The organism is Rhodococcus sp. F64268 (genome assembly GCF_023015605.1).
Lineage (GTDB): Bacteria > Actinomycetota > Actinomycetes > Mycobacteriales > Mycobacteriaceae > Rhodococcus.
Window position 1 is genome coordinate 210,559 of the sequence record NZ_JALKAI010000001.1, and the last position, 17,959, is coordinate 228,517.

A 17,959-nucleotide genomic window follows, 5' to 3' on the forward strand; every position below is an offset into this window, starting at 1 on the left:
ACCCGACCTGCAGTAATGCGGTATTCAATTGTCCGAAGATGCGGCTCAGAACACCCCCGGTACGGCTCGGACGGTGCCGACACGCGCACCACCACCGAGTACGGGTTGCGAAGCCAGAGCTGCCAGCTTCTCGTCGACGGCTATCCCGAGCCGGGTGAGGACCGCGGCGGTGAGCGGGAGCCGGGCACGCTCATGACCATCGTCGATCTTGAAAGCGAACGCCGAGCCGTCCGGAAGGGCGCCCGCATGGATGCCGTCGGCTCCGGCCTTGCACATCAATCCCGGAACGGCCTGAATGAGCCGCAGGTCGTCCTTACCCGACCCCGAGATGAGGAACGGGTGCTCGCGGATCGCGTCGGCGACAGCGCGTTCGGGCGTGTCGGGATCGGCGGTCGCCAGCCGGGAGTACGCGCGGGCCAGATTGATCAACGGCACCGGGACGATGGGAAGTCCACATCCGTCGATTCCGAGGTCCGTCTCCTCGATGTCGCCGGTGAGATCGAGGATCGTCTCCACCACAGCTCGCTGCAGGGGGTGGGCGGAGTCGAGGTAGTTCGCGGTGGGCCAGTCGTTCGCCGCGCACGTCGCGAGCATCGCGGCGTGTTTGCCCGAACAGTTCATGTAGGTGGGACGAGGGACACGACCCGCCGCGAGGACCTCGGCGCGGGCGAGTTCGTTGCCGGGTAGGTCCGCGGGACACTGCAGTGCGTCCTCCCCGAAACCGGAGTGGGCGAGCAGTTCCTCGACGAGTTCGACATGGTCCGATTCGCCTTCGTGCGACGCGGTCGCGATGGCGAGTTCGGCGGTGTTGCGGGGTGCGAAGCCCAACCGCAGCATCGCGGTTGCCTGCAAGGGCTTGTTCGACGAGCGCGGATAGACGGGAGTGTGGACCTCCCCGAGTGACACGATCACCTCACCGCGGGGATCCAGGACCACGAGAGATCCCCGATGTACGCACTCCCGGAATCCAGAGCGCACCACTTCGACCAGTTCGACGCTCAATACATCACCCGTACCTCTCGCCCGGCGACACGTCGCCGGGCCTTGTCCGCGACACTCGGCGACAGATCTTGCTGCTGCTCGAGCATCACCGCGATCCGTTCCGGGTCGCGTCCGCTGAACAGGTCGCGCACGGTCACCCCGTGCCCCGGGACGTCCTCGACGACGATCCGGTCGCCGGTCGCGACCGGGCCTTCGACGAGGACCTTCAGGTAGACGCCCGTGTCGCCGCGGGCCGCGAACCGCTTGACCCACCCTGTTTCGCCGGACCACACTCCGAACGTGCCGCAGGGCGTACGGGGGCCCGTCACCTCGAGCAGGAGACCGGCGTCGCCGACCCGCCACCGCTCGCCGATGACCGCGTCGCTGGTCGCGATGCCGCTGGTCCGAAGGTTCTCTCCGAACCATCCGGCGGGAAGGTCACGGCCGAGGTCGGCTGCCCAGCGTCCGGCTTCGTTGTCGCCGTATGCGTAGACGGCTTTGAAGCGTCCCCCGTGGTTCTCGGTATCGCATTGGCGGTCACCGTCGAGGCCGAGACGTCCGACGTGGACGGGACCGTCCACGGGGCGCTTGTCGATCCCGGTGACGGGGACGCGGCGGGTGCCGCTGGCCCGGATCTCGTGCACCACACACACGGCGTCGACCCGACCGGAATTCGGTTCGGGACTCAACGGCCGCGCAATCGGTCGACCGCGAGGCGTCCGGCCTGGACCGTGTCGTCGGCAGGCACCGAATCCGGATCGATGGCGGCCGCACACGGACCGACGACGAGCGCGGTGTCCGTCGCGATGTTCCGTTTGACGAGGGCCAGCGCTATCGGACCCAGCTCGTAGTGATCGACGACGGTGCCGAGCCGTCCGACCGAGCGGCCTCCGGCGGTGATCGCCTCACCGGGCTCGGGACGTCCGTCGGCCGAGCCGTCGAGGTGCAGAAGTACCAGGTGGCGCGGCGGTTTACCGAGATTGTGGACGCGGGCCACGGTCTCTTGGCCGCGGTAGCAACCCTTGTCGAGGTGGACCGCGCCGGCCTCGGCAGGGCCTCCGATCCAGCGGGCCTCGTGCGGAATGGTGCGCTCGTCGGTGTCGAGACCCACCCGCGGGCGGGAGTCGGCGACACGTAGTGCCTCGAACGCCCAGATGCCCGCGGCGCGGGCGCCGCCGGCGGCGGTGAGTGCGGTGAAGATCTCGCCGAGTCTCCCGCGCGGCACGAGCAGGTCGTAGGAGTGCTCGGTGGGCCACGGCATTCTCCGCACGAATCCGCCGCCGGGGAGCGCGACGGCCGCATAGGCCTCGGCGGGCATGGCATCGAGGCCCAGTGCGGCGAGGATCGGCGCACCGTCGGCATCGGGGCCGAGCAGGGAGAGCACCGCAAGTTCGTTACCGTCACGGGGCTCGGCCTTTGCCCAGAAGACCATCTTGGTGAGGAATCCGAGCAGATCGGGGCCGCGGTCGTGTTCGGTGTCGATCCAGGTGGTGCCATCGAGGTCGGTCTGCACGAAGTGGTGTTCGACGCGACCGTTCATATCGAGGCTGAGGTTCTCGGCGGAGGTGCCGTCGGGCAGGGACTGCACGTGTTGACTGGAAATCGTGTGCAGCCAGCTCAGGCGTTCGTCGCCGCGGATCGCGATCACGAAGCGGTTGGAGCGGTCGACGACGGCGACGGAGCCGACGGCGGCGCGCTGTTCGCCCAGCGGATCTCCGTAGTGCCACGGTAGGCCCTCGTCGGGACTTCCGGGCGGGGACGCGACGGCATCGGGGAAGGTGAGCAACGGGCTCTCGGACACGATCGGAAACTCGGCCACGACACCAGTCTATGGGGAAGCGCTCGGCAGGGGAGTAGTGGATAGGGTGGGCGGCATGGCTGATCGGGTGCTGGTGACACTGGATGGCGAGGTGAGGGATGCTGATGCGCCCCTGCTGCACGCCGACGATTTCGGGGTGCTGCGAGGGGACGGTGTCTTCGAGACGCTACTGGTGCGAGGCGGGCGAGCCCGCGCGGTCGAACTGCATCTTGCACGGCTCGCGTCGTCCGCATCCGTAGCCGATCTTCCTGCCCCCGAGCTCGATGACTGGCGCATGGCCATCGACATCGCCGTCGAGGAGTGGGGGGATGCACGAGAAGGTGTACTTCGTCTCGTCTACACCCGAGGCCGGGAGTTCGGCGACGGGCCCACGGCGTTCCTGCTGGTGACCCCGGTGGCCGAGCGTGTGGAGGCTGCGCGGCGAGACGGTGTCTCGGTGGTGTCGCTCGAGCGCGGGTACTCCGTGGACCTCGCGCAGAAGGCACCGTGGCAGCTTCTCGGCGCGAAGACGTTGTCGTATGCGACCAACATGGCTGCGCTGCGTCACGCGGAATCAGTGGGGGCCGACGACGTGATCTACACGAGCAGTGAGGGCCACGTTCTGGAAGGTCCGCGATCGACGGTGGTGATCGCGCGCGGCCGGACTCTGCTCACGATACCGCCGGAACAGGGCATCCTGCCGGGCACCACCCAGCAGGCTCTGTTCGAGGCAGCTCGCGGGCATGATCTGACGGTGCGCTACGAGGCGCTGCGGCCGGCCGATCTCATCGTCGCCGACGGCGTCTGGCTGTTGTCGAGTGTGGCGCTCGCTGTGCGTGTGCACACGCTGGACGGTCACTCTCTCGCCACCGAGGCGCTCGAAGGCGAGATCGAGAAGCTGGTCGACAAGGCGATCGAGACCACGCGCTGACAGTCGCGTGAGCTCGGCCGCTGGTGTGGCCGAGGTGTGGTTGTGGACACGGATGGTGGGCGGCACCGAAATTTTCTACTACTGTTCGTAGTAACAAGCCGTTGTGCATGTGCGTCGGCGGTTTTGTGTGCAGAATCCGACGTGGGCCTCGCGCTCGGACTTATCCACGTACTGGGCTCCACCTGTACCGGCTCGACTCGGAGTGGCAATGGACGTGCTCGACCTGTCCCGATGGCAATTCGGGATCACGACGGTGTATCACTTCATTCTTGTTCCGTTGACCATCGGGCTCGCTCCGATGATCGCGATCATGCAGACGATGTGGGTGGTCACGAAGAAGGACCACTGGTATCGGCTCACCAAGTTCTTCGGGAAGATGTTCCTGATCAACTTCGCGCTCGGTGTGGCCACGGGCATCGTGCAGGAATTCCAGTTCGGCATGAACTGGAGCGAGTACTCGCGCTTCGTCGGCGACGTGTTCGGCGCGCCACTCGCGCTCGAAGGCCTCGTGGCCTTCTTCATGGAATCCACTTTCCTCGGACTGTGGATCTTCGGGTGGAGTCGCCTCCCGAAACTGGTACACCTCGCGACCATCTGGCTCGTCGCCATCGGCGTCAACGCCTCCGCGTTCTTCATCATCGCAGCCAACTCGTTCATGCAGCACCCGGTCGGCGCCGTGTACAACGCGGAGACCGGGCGCGCCGAGCTGACGAGCATCTGGGTACTGCTCACCAACAACACCGCGCTCGCGGCGTTCCCGCATGCGGTGGCCGGGGGCTTCCTCACGGCGTCGACGTTTGTCGCCGGTATCGGAGGCTGGTGGATGGTGCGGAACATGCGCCGTGCCGCGAAGCTTCGTGAATCCGAAGCGCCGGAGACGGATGTCCTCGAAGAAGCCGAGCGGCTCGAATCGGATGCGCGGACGATGTTTCGCCCCGCGACACGGCTGGGTCTGCTCATCATGATCATCTCGGGCGTCGGCCTGTTCGTGACGGGCGACGTCCAGGCGAAGCTCATGTTCGAGCAGCAGCCCATGAAGATGGCCTCGGCGGAATCCCTGTGCCATACCGAAACCGACCCGAACTTCTCGATTCTCACCATCGGCACCCACAACGACTGCGATGGCGTGATCCACGTTCTCGAAATGCCTTTCGTGCTGCCGTACCTCGCCGAGGGCGAGTTCTCCGGTGTGACACTGCAGGGCGTCGAAGACCTGCAGGCCCAATACGAGGAGCAGTTCGGTCCGGGCAACTACAAGCCCAACCTGTTCGTCACCTACTGGTCGTTCCGCGCGATGATCGGTCTCGCGGCGGGGTCTGCCGCTCTGGCGCTCGCCGGTCTGTGGGTCACCCGACGCGGACGGGTGCCGGATCAGAAGTGGTTCGGATGGCTCAGCATCGCGGCGATTCCCACACCCTTCCTCGCGAACAGTGCCGGCTGGATCTTCACCGAAATGGGCCGCCAACCCTGGGTGGTCCACCCGAACCCGACCGGTGTCGACATGATCCGGCTGACGGTCGAACAGGGAGTCTCGGACCACGCGCCCGCGACCGTGATCACCTCGCTCGTCGCGTTCACTCTGGTCTACGCGGGCCTCGGTGTCGTGTGGTTCTGGCTCATCCGCAAGTATGCGATGGAAGGCCCGATGGAACACGACGCGCAGCCACCCGGCGAGCACGACGACGAGTCCGACGACAACGGACAGCCCAAACAGCTGTCCTTCGCGTACTAGGAGACGGCCATGGGGCTCCAAGAAGTCTGGTTCATCCTGATCGCCGTGCTGTTCACCGGGTACTTCGTCCTCGAGGGGTTCGATTTCGGTGTGGGCATGCACATTCCGGTACTCGGACGGGGCAGGGACGAGACCGCCGACACCCGTCGGCGCGTGTTGCTCAACACCATCGGACCCGTATGGGACGGCAACGAGGTGTGGCTGATCACCGCAGGCGGTGCGCTGTTCGCTGCATTCCCCGAGTGGTACGCCACCTTGTTCTCCGGTTTCTACCTACCGCTGCTGTTGATACTGCTCGCGCTCATCCTGCGCGTGTGCGCCATCGAATGGCGCGGCAAGATCGATGATCCGACGTGGCGTCGCCGCTGCGACCGGGGCATCATCTTCGGCTCATGGGTACCGGCGGTGCTGTGGGGTGTGGCATTCGCGAATATCATCCGCGGCGTCGCAATCGACGAGAACAAGCAGTACGTCGGCGGGTTCTTCGACCTGCTCAACCCCTACGCGCTGCTCGGTGGCGTCACCACCGCACTCGTGTTCGCTCTGCACGGGGCAGTGTTCATCGCACTCAAGACTGCCGGCGACGTGCACGAGGATGCGGTGAAACTCGCACGGCGGCTTGCACTCCCGGCTGTTCCGGTCGCGGGCGGGTTCGTGATGTGGACACAGCTCGCCTACGGCAAGGACTGGACGTGGATCCTGGTTGCCGTCGCGGCGCTGTCGATGCTGGTGGTCGTGGCACTCACTGTCGCCGAACGTGAGGGCTGGGCATTCGCGTTCACGACCATCGCGATCATCGCGACCGTCGTCTTGCTGTTCGCCTCGCTGTTCCCGAATGTCATGCCGTCCACCCTGGACCCCGCATGGTCGTTGACGATCGAGAATGCGTCCTCGAGCCCGTACACCCTGAAGGTCATGACCTGGGCTGCCGCGATCATGACCCCGGTCGTTCTGATCTATCAGGGCTGGACGTACTGGGTTTTCCGCCAACGTATCTCGACCGCCCAGATTCCCAAGTCCATCGGGCTGACAATCGGATCGAAATGACCGTCGAGTCCGCTGCGGTTTCCGCCGACGTGTCTGCACGCAGGCGGGGACCGATCGACCCGCGGCTGTGGCGCTACTCTGCCGCAGCGCGCGGGTACCTCGTCCTGACGGTCGTCACGTCGCTCGTCGATGTGGCGATGGTGATCGCGTCCGCGCTGATGATCGGTACGGTCCTCGCCGGAGTCATCACCACAGACGCGCGGTCGCTCGGAGACTGGAGCACCGAACTCGGGCTCCTCGCTGCGGTTGTCGTCGTCCGGGTCGCGGTGAGCTGGCTGCATTCACGCTACGCCCACCGGTCGGCGACCCGGGTGATCGCAGAACTCGAACACGAGGTCCTGGACGCCGCGTCCACTCTGCCGCCCCGCGAACTGGACCCGCGGCGCAACGAGATCGCGACCGTGCTCACCCGCGGCCTCGACGGCCTCGGCGAATACCTCACCGGTTACATCCCGGCGCTGCTCCTGGCCGTCACGCTCACCCCGCTCACGATCGTCGTCATCGCCACGCAAGACCTCACGTCCGCGCTCATCGTGGTGATCACCCTTCCCCTGATCCCGATCTTCATGATCCTCATCGGAGTCCTCACGAAAGGGAAAGCCGACCGCACCCTCTCGGCGATGACCACATTGTCCTCACAACTGCTCGACCTGGTCGCGGGACTGTCGACCCTGCGCGCACTGGGTCGTGAACGCGGACCGGAAGCTCGTGTGCGCCAACTCGGCGAGGATCACCGTCGCACCACGATGTCTGCGCTCCGGGTTGCGTTCCTCTCGGGCACAGTGCTCGAATTCCTCGCGACCCTCTCGGTCGCGCTCGTCGCGGTGGCAATCGGCCTGCGCCTCGTCACCGGCGATATGGCCCTCGAAGCCGGCATCATCGCACTGATCCTCGCGCCGGAGGCGTACCAGCCACTACGCACCGTCGGTAGCAAGTTTCACGCCGCCGAGGACGGGATGGCCGCCGCGGAGAGAGCATTCGCGATCCTCGACAGCGCGGGAACCGGTGCGCCCCGACCACCGGCAGGCCCGACGAAGCACCGGAATCCGAGCCGGGACAACGCACCGGAACTGGTGTTCGACGGGCTCAGTGTTGCGGGCCGTGACGGATACGCCCCGCACCGGCTCAGTGCGGTCTGCCGACCCGGTGAGATCACCGTCCTCACCGGACCCAACGGCAGCGGTAAGACCACCGCATTGCTCGCGCTCCTCGGCCTCGCCGAAGCGGCAGAAGGACTGGTCACCGTCGACGGCATCTCGGCAGAAGGCACCGATCAGTGGTGGAATCGGGTCGCGTGGCTGCCGCAACGACCGGTGCTGGTTCCAGGCACCCTCGCCGACAACCTGCAACTCACCGGGGCCGACCCCGCGACGCCCGAACTCGACGAGATCTGCGTCGCAACGGGGTTCGACGTTGTTCTGGCCGACCTTCCGGATCGATGGAACACCGTCGTCGGTGTCGACGGCACCGGTTTGTCGCTGGGCCAGCGGCAACGGCTGGCACTCACCCGCACCCTGGCGTCACCGCGAGATGTCCTGCTGCTCGACGAACCCACCGCACACCTCGACGACCTCACCGAAGTCACCGTGTTGAACACGCTTCGTGACCGCGCGGAAGCCGGACGTACCGTCGTGATCGTCGCGCACCGGCCGTCCCTGCTCGCGATCGCGGACCGGGTGGTCGCCGTGGAAGGTCGTGCCGCATGACCGAGCCGAAGGGCCGCAGCGACAGAAAGTACCTGCTGCGGCGCGCGATGGCGCTGCTCGAACTCGAACCTCGACGCGTGATGCTCGCCGTGGGCGCCGGGGTTGCGACCCTCGGCAGCGCGCTGCTGCTCGCCGGAGTCTCGGCGTGGCTCATCGTGCGGGCGTGGGAGATGCCTCCGGTCCTCGACCTGACTGTGGCGGTCGTCGCGGTGCGTGCGCTGGGTATCTCGCGCGGACTCTTCCGGTACTTCGAGCGCCTGGCCACCCACGACACCGCTCTTCGCGGCATGACATCGGCACGGTCGCGGCTGTACGAGCGCCTCGCCGAAGGTGACCCGGCTGCCTCCGCCGGGCTGCGACGCGGGGATCTGCTCGCCCGCACCGGTTCCGACGTCGACGCTCTCGGCGACGTCGTGGTGCGCGCTCTCGTGCCTATCGCCGTGGCGGTCGTGTTGTGCGTCGCCGCGGTGATCACGGTCGGGATCCTCGTACCGGCTGCGGGCGCGGTCCTCGCCGTCGCTCTGCTGATCGCCGGAGTCGTCGCACCGTGGCTCTCGGCGTCCGCCGCGGCCCGTGCGGAAGCCGACGGCGACGCCGCTCGGTCTCGCTTCGGTGAGGACGCCGTGACCGCACTCGACCACGCCGCGGAACTACGTGTCGCGGGGCGCTTGACCGCCGTGACCGACCGCGCGCGGGCCGCGAATCTCGAATCGGTGCGTGCCACCGATCGTTCGGCGGCTCCCGCCGCATTCGCGGACGCGGCAACACCACTCGCGATCGGAGCGAGTGTGCTCGGCGCGCTCTTGATCGGCATCGCCGCATTCGGATCGGATGCTTCGACGATGAGCCCCACGAGCCTCGGAATCCTCGTGCTGCTGCCGCTGTCCGCGTTCGAAGCCACTGCGGTCCTTCCTGCTGCGGCGCAGACACTGACCCGAGCTCGACTTGCGGCCCGGCGCATCGTCGACATTCTCGACCGCGCAGATCGACCGGTGCCCCACGGAACTGCCTCCGCGGACGGACCCGGCATACTCCGCGCCGACGGACTGCGCTGCGGATGGCCGGGCGGCGCGAGCACGACCCCTGTCGATCTGGTGGCGGGCCCCGGTTCGCGGGTCGCGATCGTCGGGAGCAGCGGTAGTGGCAAGACCACCGCGCTGATGACACTGGCCGGACTCCTCGTGCCGACGGGTGGCTCGGTCACCCTCGACGGTGTGGATCTCGCAGAGATCGATCAGGCTGAGGTCCGCCGACGTATCGCATTCTTCGCCGAGGACGCCCACATCTTCGACACGTCGATCCTCGAGAATCTGCGTGTCGCCCGGGGGACTGTCGACGAGTTCGAGGCGCGGGCCGCACTCGCGTCGGTAGGTCTGGGGGAGTGGGTCGACGCCCTGCCCGACGGCGTCCACACGGTGCTGACCTCGGGTGCCCGCGACATCTCGGGCGGACAGCGACGCCGCTTGCTCCTGGCACGAGCGATCCTGTCGCCTGCGGACATCCTGTTGCTCGACGAACCGGCCGAACACCTCGATGCGGAGGACGCCGCGCACCTGCAGCGCCGGCTCCTCGATGCCGGTTCGGGACTCGTCGACGCCGCTCGGACGATCGTCGTCGTCACGCACAACCTGCCCGAGGACACCGCCGCCGACCTGGTGGTACGCGTCCAGAAAAATGCGTTGCCGACGTTGTGATCCGCGCGTACTTTCTCAGGTACACGAGAAAGGAGGTGGTCTGGAAGTGATTGATATTCGGACGCGTGAGGTGACCATCCGCTAGCAGTGTGACGACGGAATTCACCCGCCGCGCATGGCAGGCGAATCCCAGGTGGTCACCCGACCCCCGAGCACCGGTCTGTCCGGACCGGACCCGACATTCACGGACATCGTTCTGTGATGTGTCGGGAGGCTCGGGGGTTGTTCGCGTTCCCGGGTGGATTCCGAAGTGATCATTCGCACGGTTCCGAAAACTCAGTGTGGGTGTGGAGGCGCCGGGGTACACATGGATGATGCCGATTCTGCAGCAGGCCCACGATGCTCTCCGGCTACGCACTTCGCCGGGCATCTTCTTTGCGTCGGCGGGTGTCGCGATCCTGTTCGTCGTGCTGACGATCGCGTTCACCGATGCCGTGGACAAAATATTCAGTACCGCATCGAACTGGATCATGACCAACCTCGGCTGGTTCTACATACTCGGGGTCACTACCTTCCTACTCTTCCTGGTGGGGATCGCGCTCACCCGCTATGGCAGGGTCCGGCTCGGCGGCGACGACGAACGACCGGAACATTCGAACATCGCCTGGTTTTCGATGCTCTTCGCAGCGGGTATCGGCACGATTCTGATGTTCTGGGGAGTTGCAGAACCGATCTCACACTTTGCGAACCCGCCGAGGCAGGACGTCGAACCGGGTTCGGTCGAGGCCGCTGAAGAGGCAATGGGCTTCGCCCTCTATCACTTCGGTCTGCACACCTGGACTATCTTTGCGCTCCCCGGCCTGTGCTTCGGGTACTTCATCTACAAGCGGCATCTGCCGCCGCGGGTCAGTTCGATCTTCGCGCCACTCCTCGGCGGACGGATCTACGGGCCGATCGGGCACACCATCGACGTCGTGGCGATCCTCGGCACCGTGTTCGGCGTCGCGACCTCGGTGGGTCTGGGGACGCTGCAGATCAATGCCGGTCTCGCGCAGTTGTTCGACCTCGAGGAGTCCGGAGTCATCCAGATCGGGTTGATCGCGATCGTGACGGTGATGGCCGGTGTCTCGGTGGCTCTCGGCCTCGACAAGGGCATCAAGCGATTGTCGAATCTCAACATCGGCATGGCCGTGGGTCTTCTGATCTTCGTGCTGGTCACCGGCCCGAGCCTGTTCCTGCTGAAAGGCATGATCGAATCGGTAGGCATCTATGGGGAATCTCTACCGCGACTCGCGTTCTGGAACGACACTTTCGCGAATTCCGGTTGGCAGAACACGTGGACCGTCTTCTACTGGGCATGGACGATCACCTGGTCGCCGTTCGTCGGTATCTTCATCGCCCGCATCTCCCGCGGCCGCACCGTCCGAGAGTTCGTCGGCGGTGTGCTCGGCCTGCCCGTGCTCTTCTCCGTGATCTGGTTCAGCATCTTCGGCATGGGGGCCTTCGACATCGAACTCAACGGTGAAGGTGGGCTGGTCGAGCGTGTGGTGGACGACGGTGACATCCCCGGTGCGCTCTTCGAATTCCTCGGGCATTTCCCGTTCACCGGGGTCGTCTCGTTCATCGCGGTCGTGCTCGTCGTGATCTTCTTCGTGACCTCGGTCGACTCCACAGCGATGGTGCTGGACATGATGGCGTCCGGCCACGAGGAGAAGGCTCCGATCCATCAGCGCCTGTTCTGGGCGGTGCTGATGGTAGTCGTTGCGGCGACGATGCTCGTCGCGACCGGTAAGGACGGGCTCGACGCGCTGCAACAGGTGATCACAGTGGTCGGATTGCCATTCTTCGTGATGGGCTGGGTGATGATGTACAGCCTTGTGCGCGGCATCCGCGAGGATCTCGGTGAACGCCCGGAACCGGTGACCAGGCAGTGGCCCGAAGTGCACTCGGCCGAGGCGCTCGCAGCGGCCGAGGGCCTACCTGCACCCGAGGTGGTTGTGGTCACGCACGCAATCCCGGAGGACGAAGAACAGGAAGGCCCGGAGGCGGACGGTCAGGAGTCGGCCCGCGCCGAAGAGCGGCCGGCCGACTCGAAGTGATGCGTCGGGCCGAGCCGGCGCGTCAGCCGACGTAGCGCGACAACCGCGCTGACATGCGCGGGATCATCTCGCCGTCGCCGACGACGCGTTCTTCGACGTAGGCGAGGTCGCCCCCTTCGATGATGCCGTAGAGCCGCTTGGCTCCGCCCACGGTCTCACCGGATTTCGTGCGGATCACGACGTCGGTCGCAAGCTCCCAGGAGGACTGGGTCAGGGCCGCTCCGTAGTACAACTCGACGACACCGGAACTGTGAGTGAGCAGCAGTTCGACGGTCTCGGGATCCTCGCTACCTGCGGCGTCGGTGCCCGACATACGCCAGAAGCCGCTTTCGCGGCGATCGGGTGCGCTGAACTCGCCGGCCTCGTCGAGGCGCCACGAGCGTGCTTCCCACGCGAGGTAGTCGGACCCACTGTGCGAGACGACGATCTGTTGACCGAATCGGTAGTCGCCCGCCTCGGGATCGTGTCCTTCGCCTTCACCGCGCCACACACCGACGAGCGGCAGCAATGCCAGCATCGCCGGGTCGAGGTCGGGTCCGAGCCTCAGGTTCGCGGTGTCCTCCGGGCCGGGAAGGCCGGGCAGGGCCGGGATGTTGCGCTCGGCAGTGGCCTCGGCGCGTTTCTCGGCCTCGACAATGGCGTCGTTACCGCTGCGGCGGGGTCCGTCGTCCGTCACTGGTCTTGGGTGACCAGGCGGTAGATGGTGTACAGCGTGAACCAGATGATGAGCAGCGCTGCGAGGACCAGGAGAACTTCGAAGAAAATGACCACGGGCACATATTAGACCCTCGGTGTTCGTCGGTACGACTCGGCCGGGTGCGAACGCGAAGGGCCCCGCTCCTGATCGGAGCGAGGCCCTGATGCCCTGAATGTGACCCTGTCGGTCGGGCTACTTCGCGACGGTGACGTCGACGTTGTGGACGCCTGCGGAGGTCGGGCTCACTGTCGCGGTGCCGTTGCCCGTGCTGGAAAGCGCACGGATCTTCCACTCGCCGGGTGCCGCGAAGAAGCGGAAGTCGCCGGTAGCCGATGCGACGACCTCGGCGGTGAACTCATCGGTGCCGTCGAGCAGGCGCACGAAGGCGCCACCGACGGGCTGTCCGTCGGCTGCGAGAACGCGGCCGGTGATGACCGTTTCCTTTTCGGTATCGACGTTCGACGGAAGAGTCTGGGACTGGACGGGTGCTCCACACATGTTCTTATGCTCCCAATTCGATCGGTGCGCCGACGAGCGAGCCGTACTCGACCCAGCTGCCGTCGTAGTTCTTGACATTCTGCTTGCCGAGGATTTCCTGCAGCACGAACCAGGTGTGGCTCGAGCGCTCGCCGATCCGGCAGTAGGCGATGGTCTCCTTGGAGTCGTCGAAGCCCTTCGCTGCGTAGAGCGCGGTGAGCTCGTCGTCGGACTTGAACGTGCCGTCCTCGTTGGCGGTGGTGCTCCACGGGATGTTGATCGCGCCGGGCACGTGTCCACGCTGCTGTGCCTGCTCCTGCGGAAGGTGCGCGGGGGCGAGGATCTTGCCGGAGAACTCGTCGGGCGAACGCACGTCGACGAGGTTCTTGTTGCCGATGGCGTCGATGACCTCGTCACGGAACGCGCGGATCGACGTGTCGGGTGCGGCGGCCTTGTACTCGGTGGCCGGGCGGGTGACCTCGTCCTTCGACAGGGGGCGGCCGTCGAGCTCCCACTTCTTACGGCCTCCGTCGATGAGCTTGACATCCTTGTGGCCGTAGAGCGTGAAGTACCAGTAGGCGTACGCGGCAAACCAGTTGTTGTTGCCGCCGTACAGCACGACGGTGTCGTCGTTCGCGACGCCCTTGGCCGACAGCAGTGCGGAGAACTGCTGCTGGTTCAGGAAATCGCGGCGGACCGCGTCCTGCAGATCCTTGCGCCAGTCGAGTCGGATCGCGCCCTCGATGTGGCCGCCTTCGTAGGCGGAGGTGTCTTCGTCGACCTCGATGAAGACGGTCTTCGGCGCTTGCAGGTTCTGCTCAGCCCAGTCGGCGGAGACCAGAACGTCGGAGCGAGCCATGGTTGTTCCTTTCGTGGTGACACTGAAGTAGTCGTGGGTGGAACGGCAGAAGTGCTGACGGACAGAAGTGCAGACGGAACAGCGAACTCAGGTGGTCTGTGACCGAACCCGGGCGATGAGCGGATACACGCGGCATCCGAGGCACACCCCGAATGCGGCATTCAACAGGGCTGCGAACAGTGCGAATCCTGCGGCGACGATGCCGAGCGTGACTGCATCGGCCAGTAGTGCGACGGTGCCGATCAGGGCGAAGACGAAGCCGACCCCCTGCGCGAACCGCAACGGCTCGGCGGGCTCGGTCTCCGTCGGGGGCGTCAGGCGGGGTGCAACCGCGACGGCGAAGAGCCTGCCGTACGGGCTTCGGCGTGGGCCGACAGCGGCGCCGAGGAGAAACACGATGGTCTGTACGGCCAGCACGATGCCTGCTGCCTGAGGCGCGAACGAGGTGATGACGAGGACCGAGACGAGGACCGCTGTGGTGATCCATGCGGCGAACCGGGGTCCGCGCACGTCTACCTGGAGAGCGGGGGATGTGGTGAAAGACATGTGTGTACTCCTGCTGGATCGATATCGCTGGGGCGAGTCGAATCGCGGTAGGTCGACCGCGGGTGGATCAGCAGGTACAACAAGTGCCACCGAGGCGGCACAGATCAACCGTGCGGCGTCGGGTGAGCATTAGCTCTTGGCAGGTCAACACGCGTCGCAGTGTATCCGAGAAAACGGCGCAGGGAAGGGCCGGGTGCCTGCTTGTTTCACAGCCCGGGTGCCCGCCGGTGTCACAGCGCGGCCAGTGCTCGCCTCAGATCGTCCGTCGTCGGAACCCCGGAGACCCGGTACCGCTGGTGTCCGTCGCCGTCGAACAGGAAGGTCGTGGGTAGTGAGAGTACGCCGAGTTGCGTGGCGAGGGAGACGTTCTCGTCGAAGTCGAGCTCGATGTCGCGCACGGGCGGCGCGGTGTCGCCGTTGCCCTCGATCACCCCGGCAACGACCCGGCGGACTGCGGCACATGGCCCGCACCAAGGCGCGGAGAAGTGCAGGATCACCGGTTCGCCTTCACCGACACCGACCTTGCCGAGCTCAGGGTCCGCGGCCGAAGTCTCGGTGACGGATAGTTCCTTCAGCCGGCCCGACCGAAACCGGATCACCGCACCCACTACACCCGCCGCGACGATCACGACCGCAAGGACGACAAGCGGGGTCATGAGGGCTGCTGCACTTCGGTGAGGTCGATGGTCACGTTGTGTGCTTCACCTTCGATCACGATCCGCGAGCCCCGCGCTTCCACCGACGTGGGATAGACGCCGAACGGCAGATCCTGTGGTTCGATCGTGGTGGTGAACAACCCGAGTACCAGGGGTTTCAGCGGATCGGGAACGGTGAAGTCGGCATGTCCCTCGGGGCCGAAGTACAGGTCGGACGCGACGATCTGTACCCGGTCGCCGTCGAGGACGAGATCTGCCTGAACACTGACCCGCGCGGAGAGCGGGCCGACCGGCACGGTACCGGTGAGCACGACACCACCTGCGGTGGTCGGGCCTGATCCGCCTGATCCGCCTGTGCCGTCCGATTTGCTGGCCGGCGGTGCAGAAATCTGTAGATCGGGAATGTCGAGGACCTGTCCGAGTTCGGTGGCGTCGATCATGACACGGCCGTACAGCAGATCGACCGGCACCGACCGGATCGATCCGTCGAGGAGCGCGGACGCCTCTGCGTGGGCACCCACCAGGTTCGCTTCGACTGTGATGTCGCCGAGCATGTCGGTGGGGACCCGATCCGCGGTGATCTCGACGTTCTCGTAGTGACCGTTGCGCGCTTGCAGAAGAAAAGGGAAACCGTGGATCGTCACCGCGGGATCGGACTCGAGGGCGCCTCCCTCACGCAGCGCGCGAGACAGTCGATACTCCGACCAGGCTGCCGCCCCGAAATCGACCAGTAGAGCGAGTCCGACGAGGACAACGAGGCCGTAAATGAGTTTGCGCACGCCGACCATTGTGACGGAACGTACCGGGCGACGTTCTCGCCAGCTAACACGGCGGTAACAAATGGGGGGTTAATCTGGACCACGCCGTTCATCCGGAACGGTCTGCCCAGGCAGTGCGAAGAAACGGAGGCCCGGTGGAGCTTCTCCTGCTGACCTCCGATCCGGATCCCGATTCCGTGTTGCCGTCGCTGTCGCTGCTGGCGCATTCGGTACGGCCGGTCCCGACCGAAGTGTCATCGCTGCTCGAAGCGGCTACCGCCGACATCGCGCTCGTCGATGCCCGAACCGATCTCGCCGCGGCGCGTGGATTGTGCCGCCTGCTCGGTAGCGCCGGTTCGGCGATACCTGTGGTCGCTGTTCTCACCGAGGGCGGGCTTGTCGCGGTCAACCCCGAGTGGGCACTCGACGACATCCTGCTCACAGGCACCGGGCCCGCCGAACTCGACGCTCGGTTGCGGTTGCTCCTTGCTCGGTCCGGTGGCGGGGTCTCTGCCGAGACCTCCGGACGGATCACGCTGGGCGAACTCACCATCGACGAGGACACATACACAGCGAGGCTGCGCGGGAAACCGCTCGACCTGACGTACAAGGAATTCGAGCTTCTCAAGTACCTCGCCCAGCACGCCGGCCGGGTCTTCACCCGCGCACAGCTGCTGCAGGAGGTGTGGGGCTACGACTTCTTCGGTGGCACCCGGACGGTCGACGTGCACGTGCGACGACTCCGCGCGAAGCTCGGCCCCGAACACGAAGCCCTCATCGGGACCGTCCGCAACGTCGGATACAAAGCCGTCCGGCCGAGCAGCCGTACCAAGGGCGGTCACACGGTCGGCCACCCCGAGGACGAGTTCGCCGAGTAATCGCTACCCTCGGGTGCATGAAGTCCGGGCCCGATGAGCACGAAGAGTTCTCGCTGCAGCAGCCGTTCGTCGAACGTCCTACCGCGGCGCAGGCCGCCGAGGTGCAGGCACTGCTCGAGCGTGCCACCGCGCACGACGGGACGGCTCCGGTGTCGGAGCAGGCTGTTCACTCGCTGACCCGCGACACCGATGCGCGGCATCTGATCGCCGTCGTAGACGGTGCGGTCGCCGGGTATGCAAACCTCACGCCCGCGCACGGCGAGCACCCATCGATGTCCGAGGTCGTCGTGGATCCGGCTCATCGAGGTCGTGGCCTCGGTAGCGAGCTCGTCGGAGCGGCGCTGACCGAAGGCGGATCCGAAGCACGAGTGTGGGCGCACGGAGATCTTCCCGCAGCCCGCGCTGTCGCTGCGAAGCTGGGCCTCAGGGGCGTTCGCGAACTCCTTCAGCTGAGGAGACCGCTCGATCTCGCGCTCCCCGAACTCGAGATACCCGATTCGGTCGAGCTGCGCACGTATCGAGGACCTTCGGACGATCCGGAGCTGGTGCGGGTCAATGCTTCCGCCTTCGAATGGCACCCTGAGCAGGGGCGGATGACCGCGAGCGACGTGGCCGACCGCCGGGCCGAATCGTGGTTCGATCCGGCTGGGCTGTTTCTCGCATTCGACGTCGCCGACCCCGATCGCCTGTTGGGATTCCACTGGACGAAGGTGCACCCGCCGGGGCCGACGGAACCGTCGCTCGGTGAGGTGTACGTGGTCGGCATCGCTCCGGAGGCACAGGGCCGGGGTCTCGGGCGGCTCCTCACTCTCGCCGGACTGCACCATCTGCGCGCGCGGGGACTATCCACTGTTCTGCTCTATGTCGAGGGTGACAACACCGCCGCGCTCAACACCTACGGCAAGCTCGGGTTCGAGCGCTTCCATGTGGATGTCGCATACGCGAAGTGAACATCTCCCGACGACACGTTGTTGTCCGGTGAAGTTCGGGTGATTGTCGCAACACCAATAGTGCCTGTATCCGGCGTGTTCATCTCCCGTTAACCGGCGAGAGAGTATCCGTCCACCGGATCCGCCTACCTTCTGCATACGGGTCGGATGCTGACGACTCGGCGCAGGGGATCCTCCCGCGTCTCGAAGTCGCCACCCAGCCTTGTGTGG

Annotated in this window: 17 protein-coding genes; 8 read left to right on the forward strand and 9 right to left on the reverse strand. The window is 65.9% G+C overall.

The features are described from left to right. Positions 1-45: 45 nt before the first annotated feature. The 3 genes from MWU77_RS00925 to MWU77_RS00935 are packed head-to-tail and all read right to left on the reverse strand — an operon-like array spanning position 46 to position 2,800. Positions 46-1,002: an asparaginase gene (locus MWU77_RS00925; RefSeq protein ID WP_169688291.1), complete on the reverse strand. Its 957-nt coding sequence runs from the start codon at positions 1,000-1,002 to the stop codon at positions 46-48. Further along, on the reverse strand, positions 999-1,670 hold the full coding sequence (locus MWU77_RS00930) for an MOSC domain-containing protein (protein WP_169688292.1): 672 nt from the start codon (positions 1,668-1,670) through the stop codon (positions 999-1,001). The genes MWU77_RS00925 and MWU77_RS00930 overlap by 4 nt, the downstream gene beginning before the upstream one ends. Next, positions 1,667-2,800 carry a folate-binding protein YgfZ gene (locus MWU77_RS00935; RefSeq protein ID WP_247272732.1) on the reverse strand — a complete coding sequence of 378 codons (1,134 nt, stop codon included), beginning with the start codon at positions 2,798-2,800 and terminating at the stop codon, positions 1,667-1,669. The genes MWU77_RS00930 and MWU77_RS00935 overlap by 4 nt, the downstream gene beginning before the upstream one ends. Before the next feature lie 55 nt (positions 2,801-2,855). On the opposite strand from MWU77_RS00935, the gene MWU77_RS00940 reads away from it, so the two are divergent. From MWU77_RS00940 to MWU77_RS00965, 6 genes are all read left to right on the forward strand, one after another. After that, a complete protein-coding gene (locus tag MWU77_RS00940; RefSeq protein WP_247272733.1) occupies positions 2,856-3,710 on the forward strand; it encodes an aminodeoxychorismate lyase in 855 nt (284 codons plus the stop codon). Between the two features lie 208 nt (positions 3,711-3,918). Then, positions 3,919-5,442, forward strand: a complete 1,524-nt coding sequence (locus MWU77_RS00945; protein ID WP_169688295.1) for a cytochrome ubiquinol oxidase subunit I — start codon at positions 3,919-3,921, stop codon at positions 5,440-5,442. Between the two features lie 9 nt (positions 5,443-5,451). After that, complete coding sequence (cydB, locus tag MWU77_RS00950) at positions 5,452-6,489, forward strand: cytochrome d ubiquinol oxidase subunit II (protein ID WP_169688296.1); 1,038 nt, start codon at positions 5,452-5,454, stop codon at positions 6,487-6,489. Next, positions 6,486-8,195: a thiol reductant ABC exporter subunit CydD gene (gene cydD / locus MWU77_RS00955; RefSeq protein ID WP_247272734.1), complete on the forward strand. Its 1,710-nt coding sequence runs from the start codon at positions 6,486-6,488 to the stop codon at positions 8,193-8,195. The genes cydB and cydD overlap by 4 nt, the downstream gene beginning before the upstream one ends. Then, positions 8,192-9,889 (forward strand): thiol reductant ABC exporter subunit CydC, encoded by a 1,698-nt coding sequence (gene cydC, locus MWU77_RS00960; RefSeq protein ID WP_247272735.1) that lies wholly within the window; start codon positions 8,192-8,194, stop codon positions 9,887-9,889. The genes cydD and cydC overlap by 4 nt, the downstream gene beginning before the upstream one ends. A 311-nt stretch (positions 9,890-10,200) precedes the next feature. Beyond that, a complete protein-coding gene (locus MWU77_RS00965; protein WP_247272736.1) occupies positions 10,201-11,928 on the forward strand; it encodes a BCCT family transporter in 1,728 nt (575 codons plus the stop codon). A 22-nt stretch (positions 11,929-11,950) separates the two neighbouring features. On the opposite strand, the gene MWU77_RS00970 is transcribed toward MWU77_RS00965, so the two are convergent. The 6 genes from MWU77_RS00970 to MWU77_RS00995 form a co-directional block, all read right to left on the reverse strand. Then, on the reverse strand, positions 11,951-12,604 hold the full coding sequence (locus MWU77_RS00970) for an FABP family protein (protein WP_247272737.1): 654 nt from the start codon (positions 12,602-12,604) through the stop codon (positions 11,951-11,953). A 213-nt stretch (positions 12,605-12,817) separates the two neighbouring features. Further along, a complete protein-coding gene (locus tag MWU77_RS00975; protein ID WP_169688300.1) occupies positions 12,818-13,123 on the reverse strand; it encodes a DUF1416 domain-containing protein in 306 nt (101 codons plus the stop codon). Positions 13,124-13,127: 4 nt separating this feature from the next. Continuing rightward, entirely contained in the window at positions 13,128-13,961 is an 834-nt protein-coding gene (locus MWU77_RS00980) for a sulfurtransferase (RefSeq protein WP_169688301.1), read from the reverse strand. Positions 13,962-14,048: 87 nt separating this feature from the next. Further along, positions 14,049-14,507 (reverse strand): DUF4395 domain-containing protein, encoded by a 459-nt coding sequence (locus MWU77_RS00985; protein WP_169688302.1) that lies wholly within the window; start codon positions 14,505-14,507, stop codon positions 14,049-14,051. A 230-nt stretch (positions 14,508-14,737) separates the two neighbouring features. Next, positions 14,738-15,163, reverse strand: a complete 426-nt coding sequence (locus MWU77_RS00990; protein ID WP_169688303.1) for a thioredoxin family protein — start codon at positions 15,161-15,163, stop codon at positions 14,738-14,740. Then, entirely contained in the window at positions 15,160-15,942 is a 783-nt protein-coding gene (locus MWU77_RS00995) for an LmeA family phospholipid-binding protein (RefSeq protein WP_169688304.1), read from the reverse strand. Before MWU77_RS00995 ends, MWU77_RS00990 begins: the two co-directional genes overlap by 4 nt. 134 nt (positions 15,943-16,076) lie before the next feature. Between MWU77_RS00995 and MWU77_RS01000 the strand changes: the two genes are divergently transcribed. Together MWU77_RS01000 and mshD are read left to right on the forward strand one after the other, a co-directional pair. Further along, positions 16,077-16,799, forward strand: coding sequence for a response regulator transcription factor (locus MWU77_RS01000; protein WP_247272738.1), 723 nt, complete (start codon positions 16,077-16,079; stop codon positions 16,797-16,799). Positions 16,800-16,816: 17 nt separating this feature from the next. Continuing rightward, positions 16,817-17,749: a mycothiol synthase gene (mshD, locus tag MWU77_RS01005; RefSeq protein WP_169688306.1), complete on the forward strand. Its 933-nt coding sequence runs from the start codon at positions 16,817-16,819 to the stop codon at positions 17,747-17,749. The last annotated feature ends 210 nt before the right edge of the window (positions 17,750-17,959 follow it).

Bases quoted from the DNA above. Each gene is read 5' to 3' on its own strand.
- MWU77_RS00940 (WP_247272733.1), top strand. From the start codon at position 2,856: ATGGCTGATCGGGTGCTGGTGACACTGGATGGCGAGGTGAGGGATGCT.
- MWU77_RS00945 (WP_169688295.1), top strand. From the start codon at position 3,919: ATGGACGTGCTCGACCTGTCCCGATGGCAATTCGGGATCACGACGGTG.
- cydB (WP_169688296.1), top strand. From the start codon at position 5,452: ATGGGGCTCCAAGAAGTCTGGTTCATCCTGATCGCCGTGCTGTTCACC.
- cydD (WP_247272734.1), top strand. From the start codon at position 6,486: ATGACCGTCGAGTCCGCTGCGGTTTCCGCCGACGTGTCTGCACGCAGG.
- cydC (WP_247272735.1), top strand. From the start codon at position 8,192: ATGACCGAGCCGAAGGGCCGCAGCGACAGAAAGTACCTGCTGCGGCGC.
- MWU77_RS00965 (WP_247272736.1), top strand. From the start codon at position 10,201: ATGATGCCGATTCTGCAGCAGGCCCACGATGCTCTCCGGCTACGCACT.
- MWU77_RS00975 (WP_169688300.1), bottom strand. From the start codon at position 13,123: ATGTGTGGAGCACCCGTCCAGTCCCAGACTCTTCCGTCGAACGTCGAT.
- MWU77_RS00980 (WP_169688301.1), bottom strand. From the start codon at position 13,961: ATGGCTCGCTCCGACGTTCTGGTCTCCGCCGACTGGGCTGAGCAGAAC.
- MWU77_RS00985 (WP_169688302.1), bottom strand. From the start codon at position 14,507: ATGTCTTTCACCACATCCCCCGCTCTCCAGGTAGACGTGCGCGGACCC.
- MWU77_RS00990 (WP_169688303.1), bottom strand. From the start codon at position 15,163: ATGACCCCGCTTGTCGTCCTTGCGGTCGTGATCGTCGCGGCGGGTGTA.
- mshD (WP_169688306.1), top strand. From the start codon at position 16,817: ATGAAGTCCGGGCCCGATGAGCACGAAGAGTTCTCGCTGCAGCAGCCG.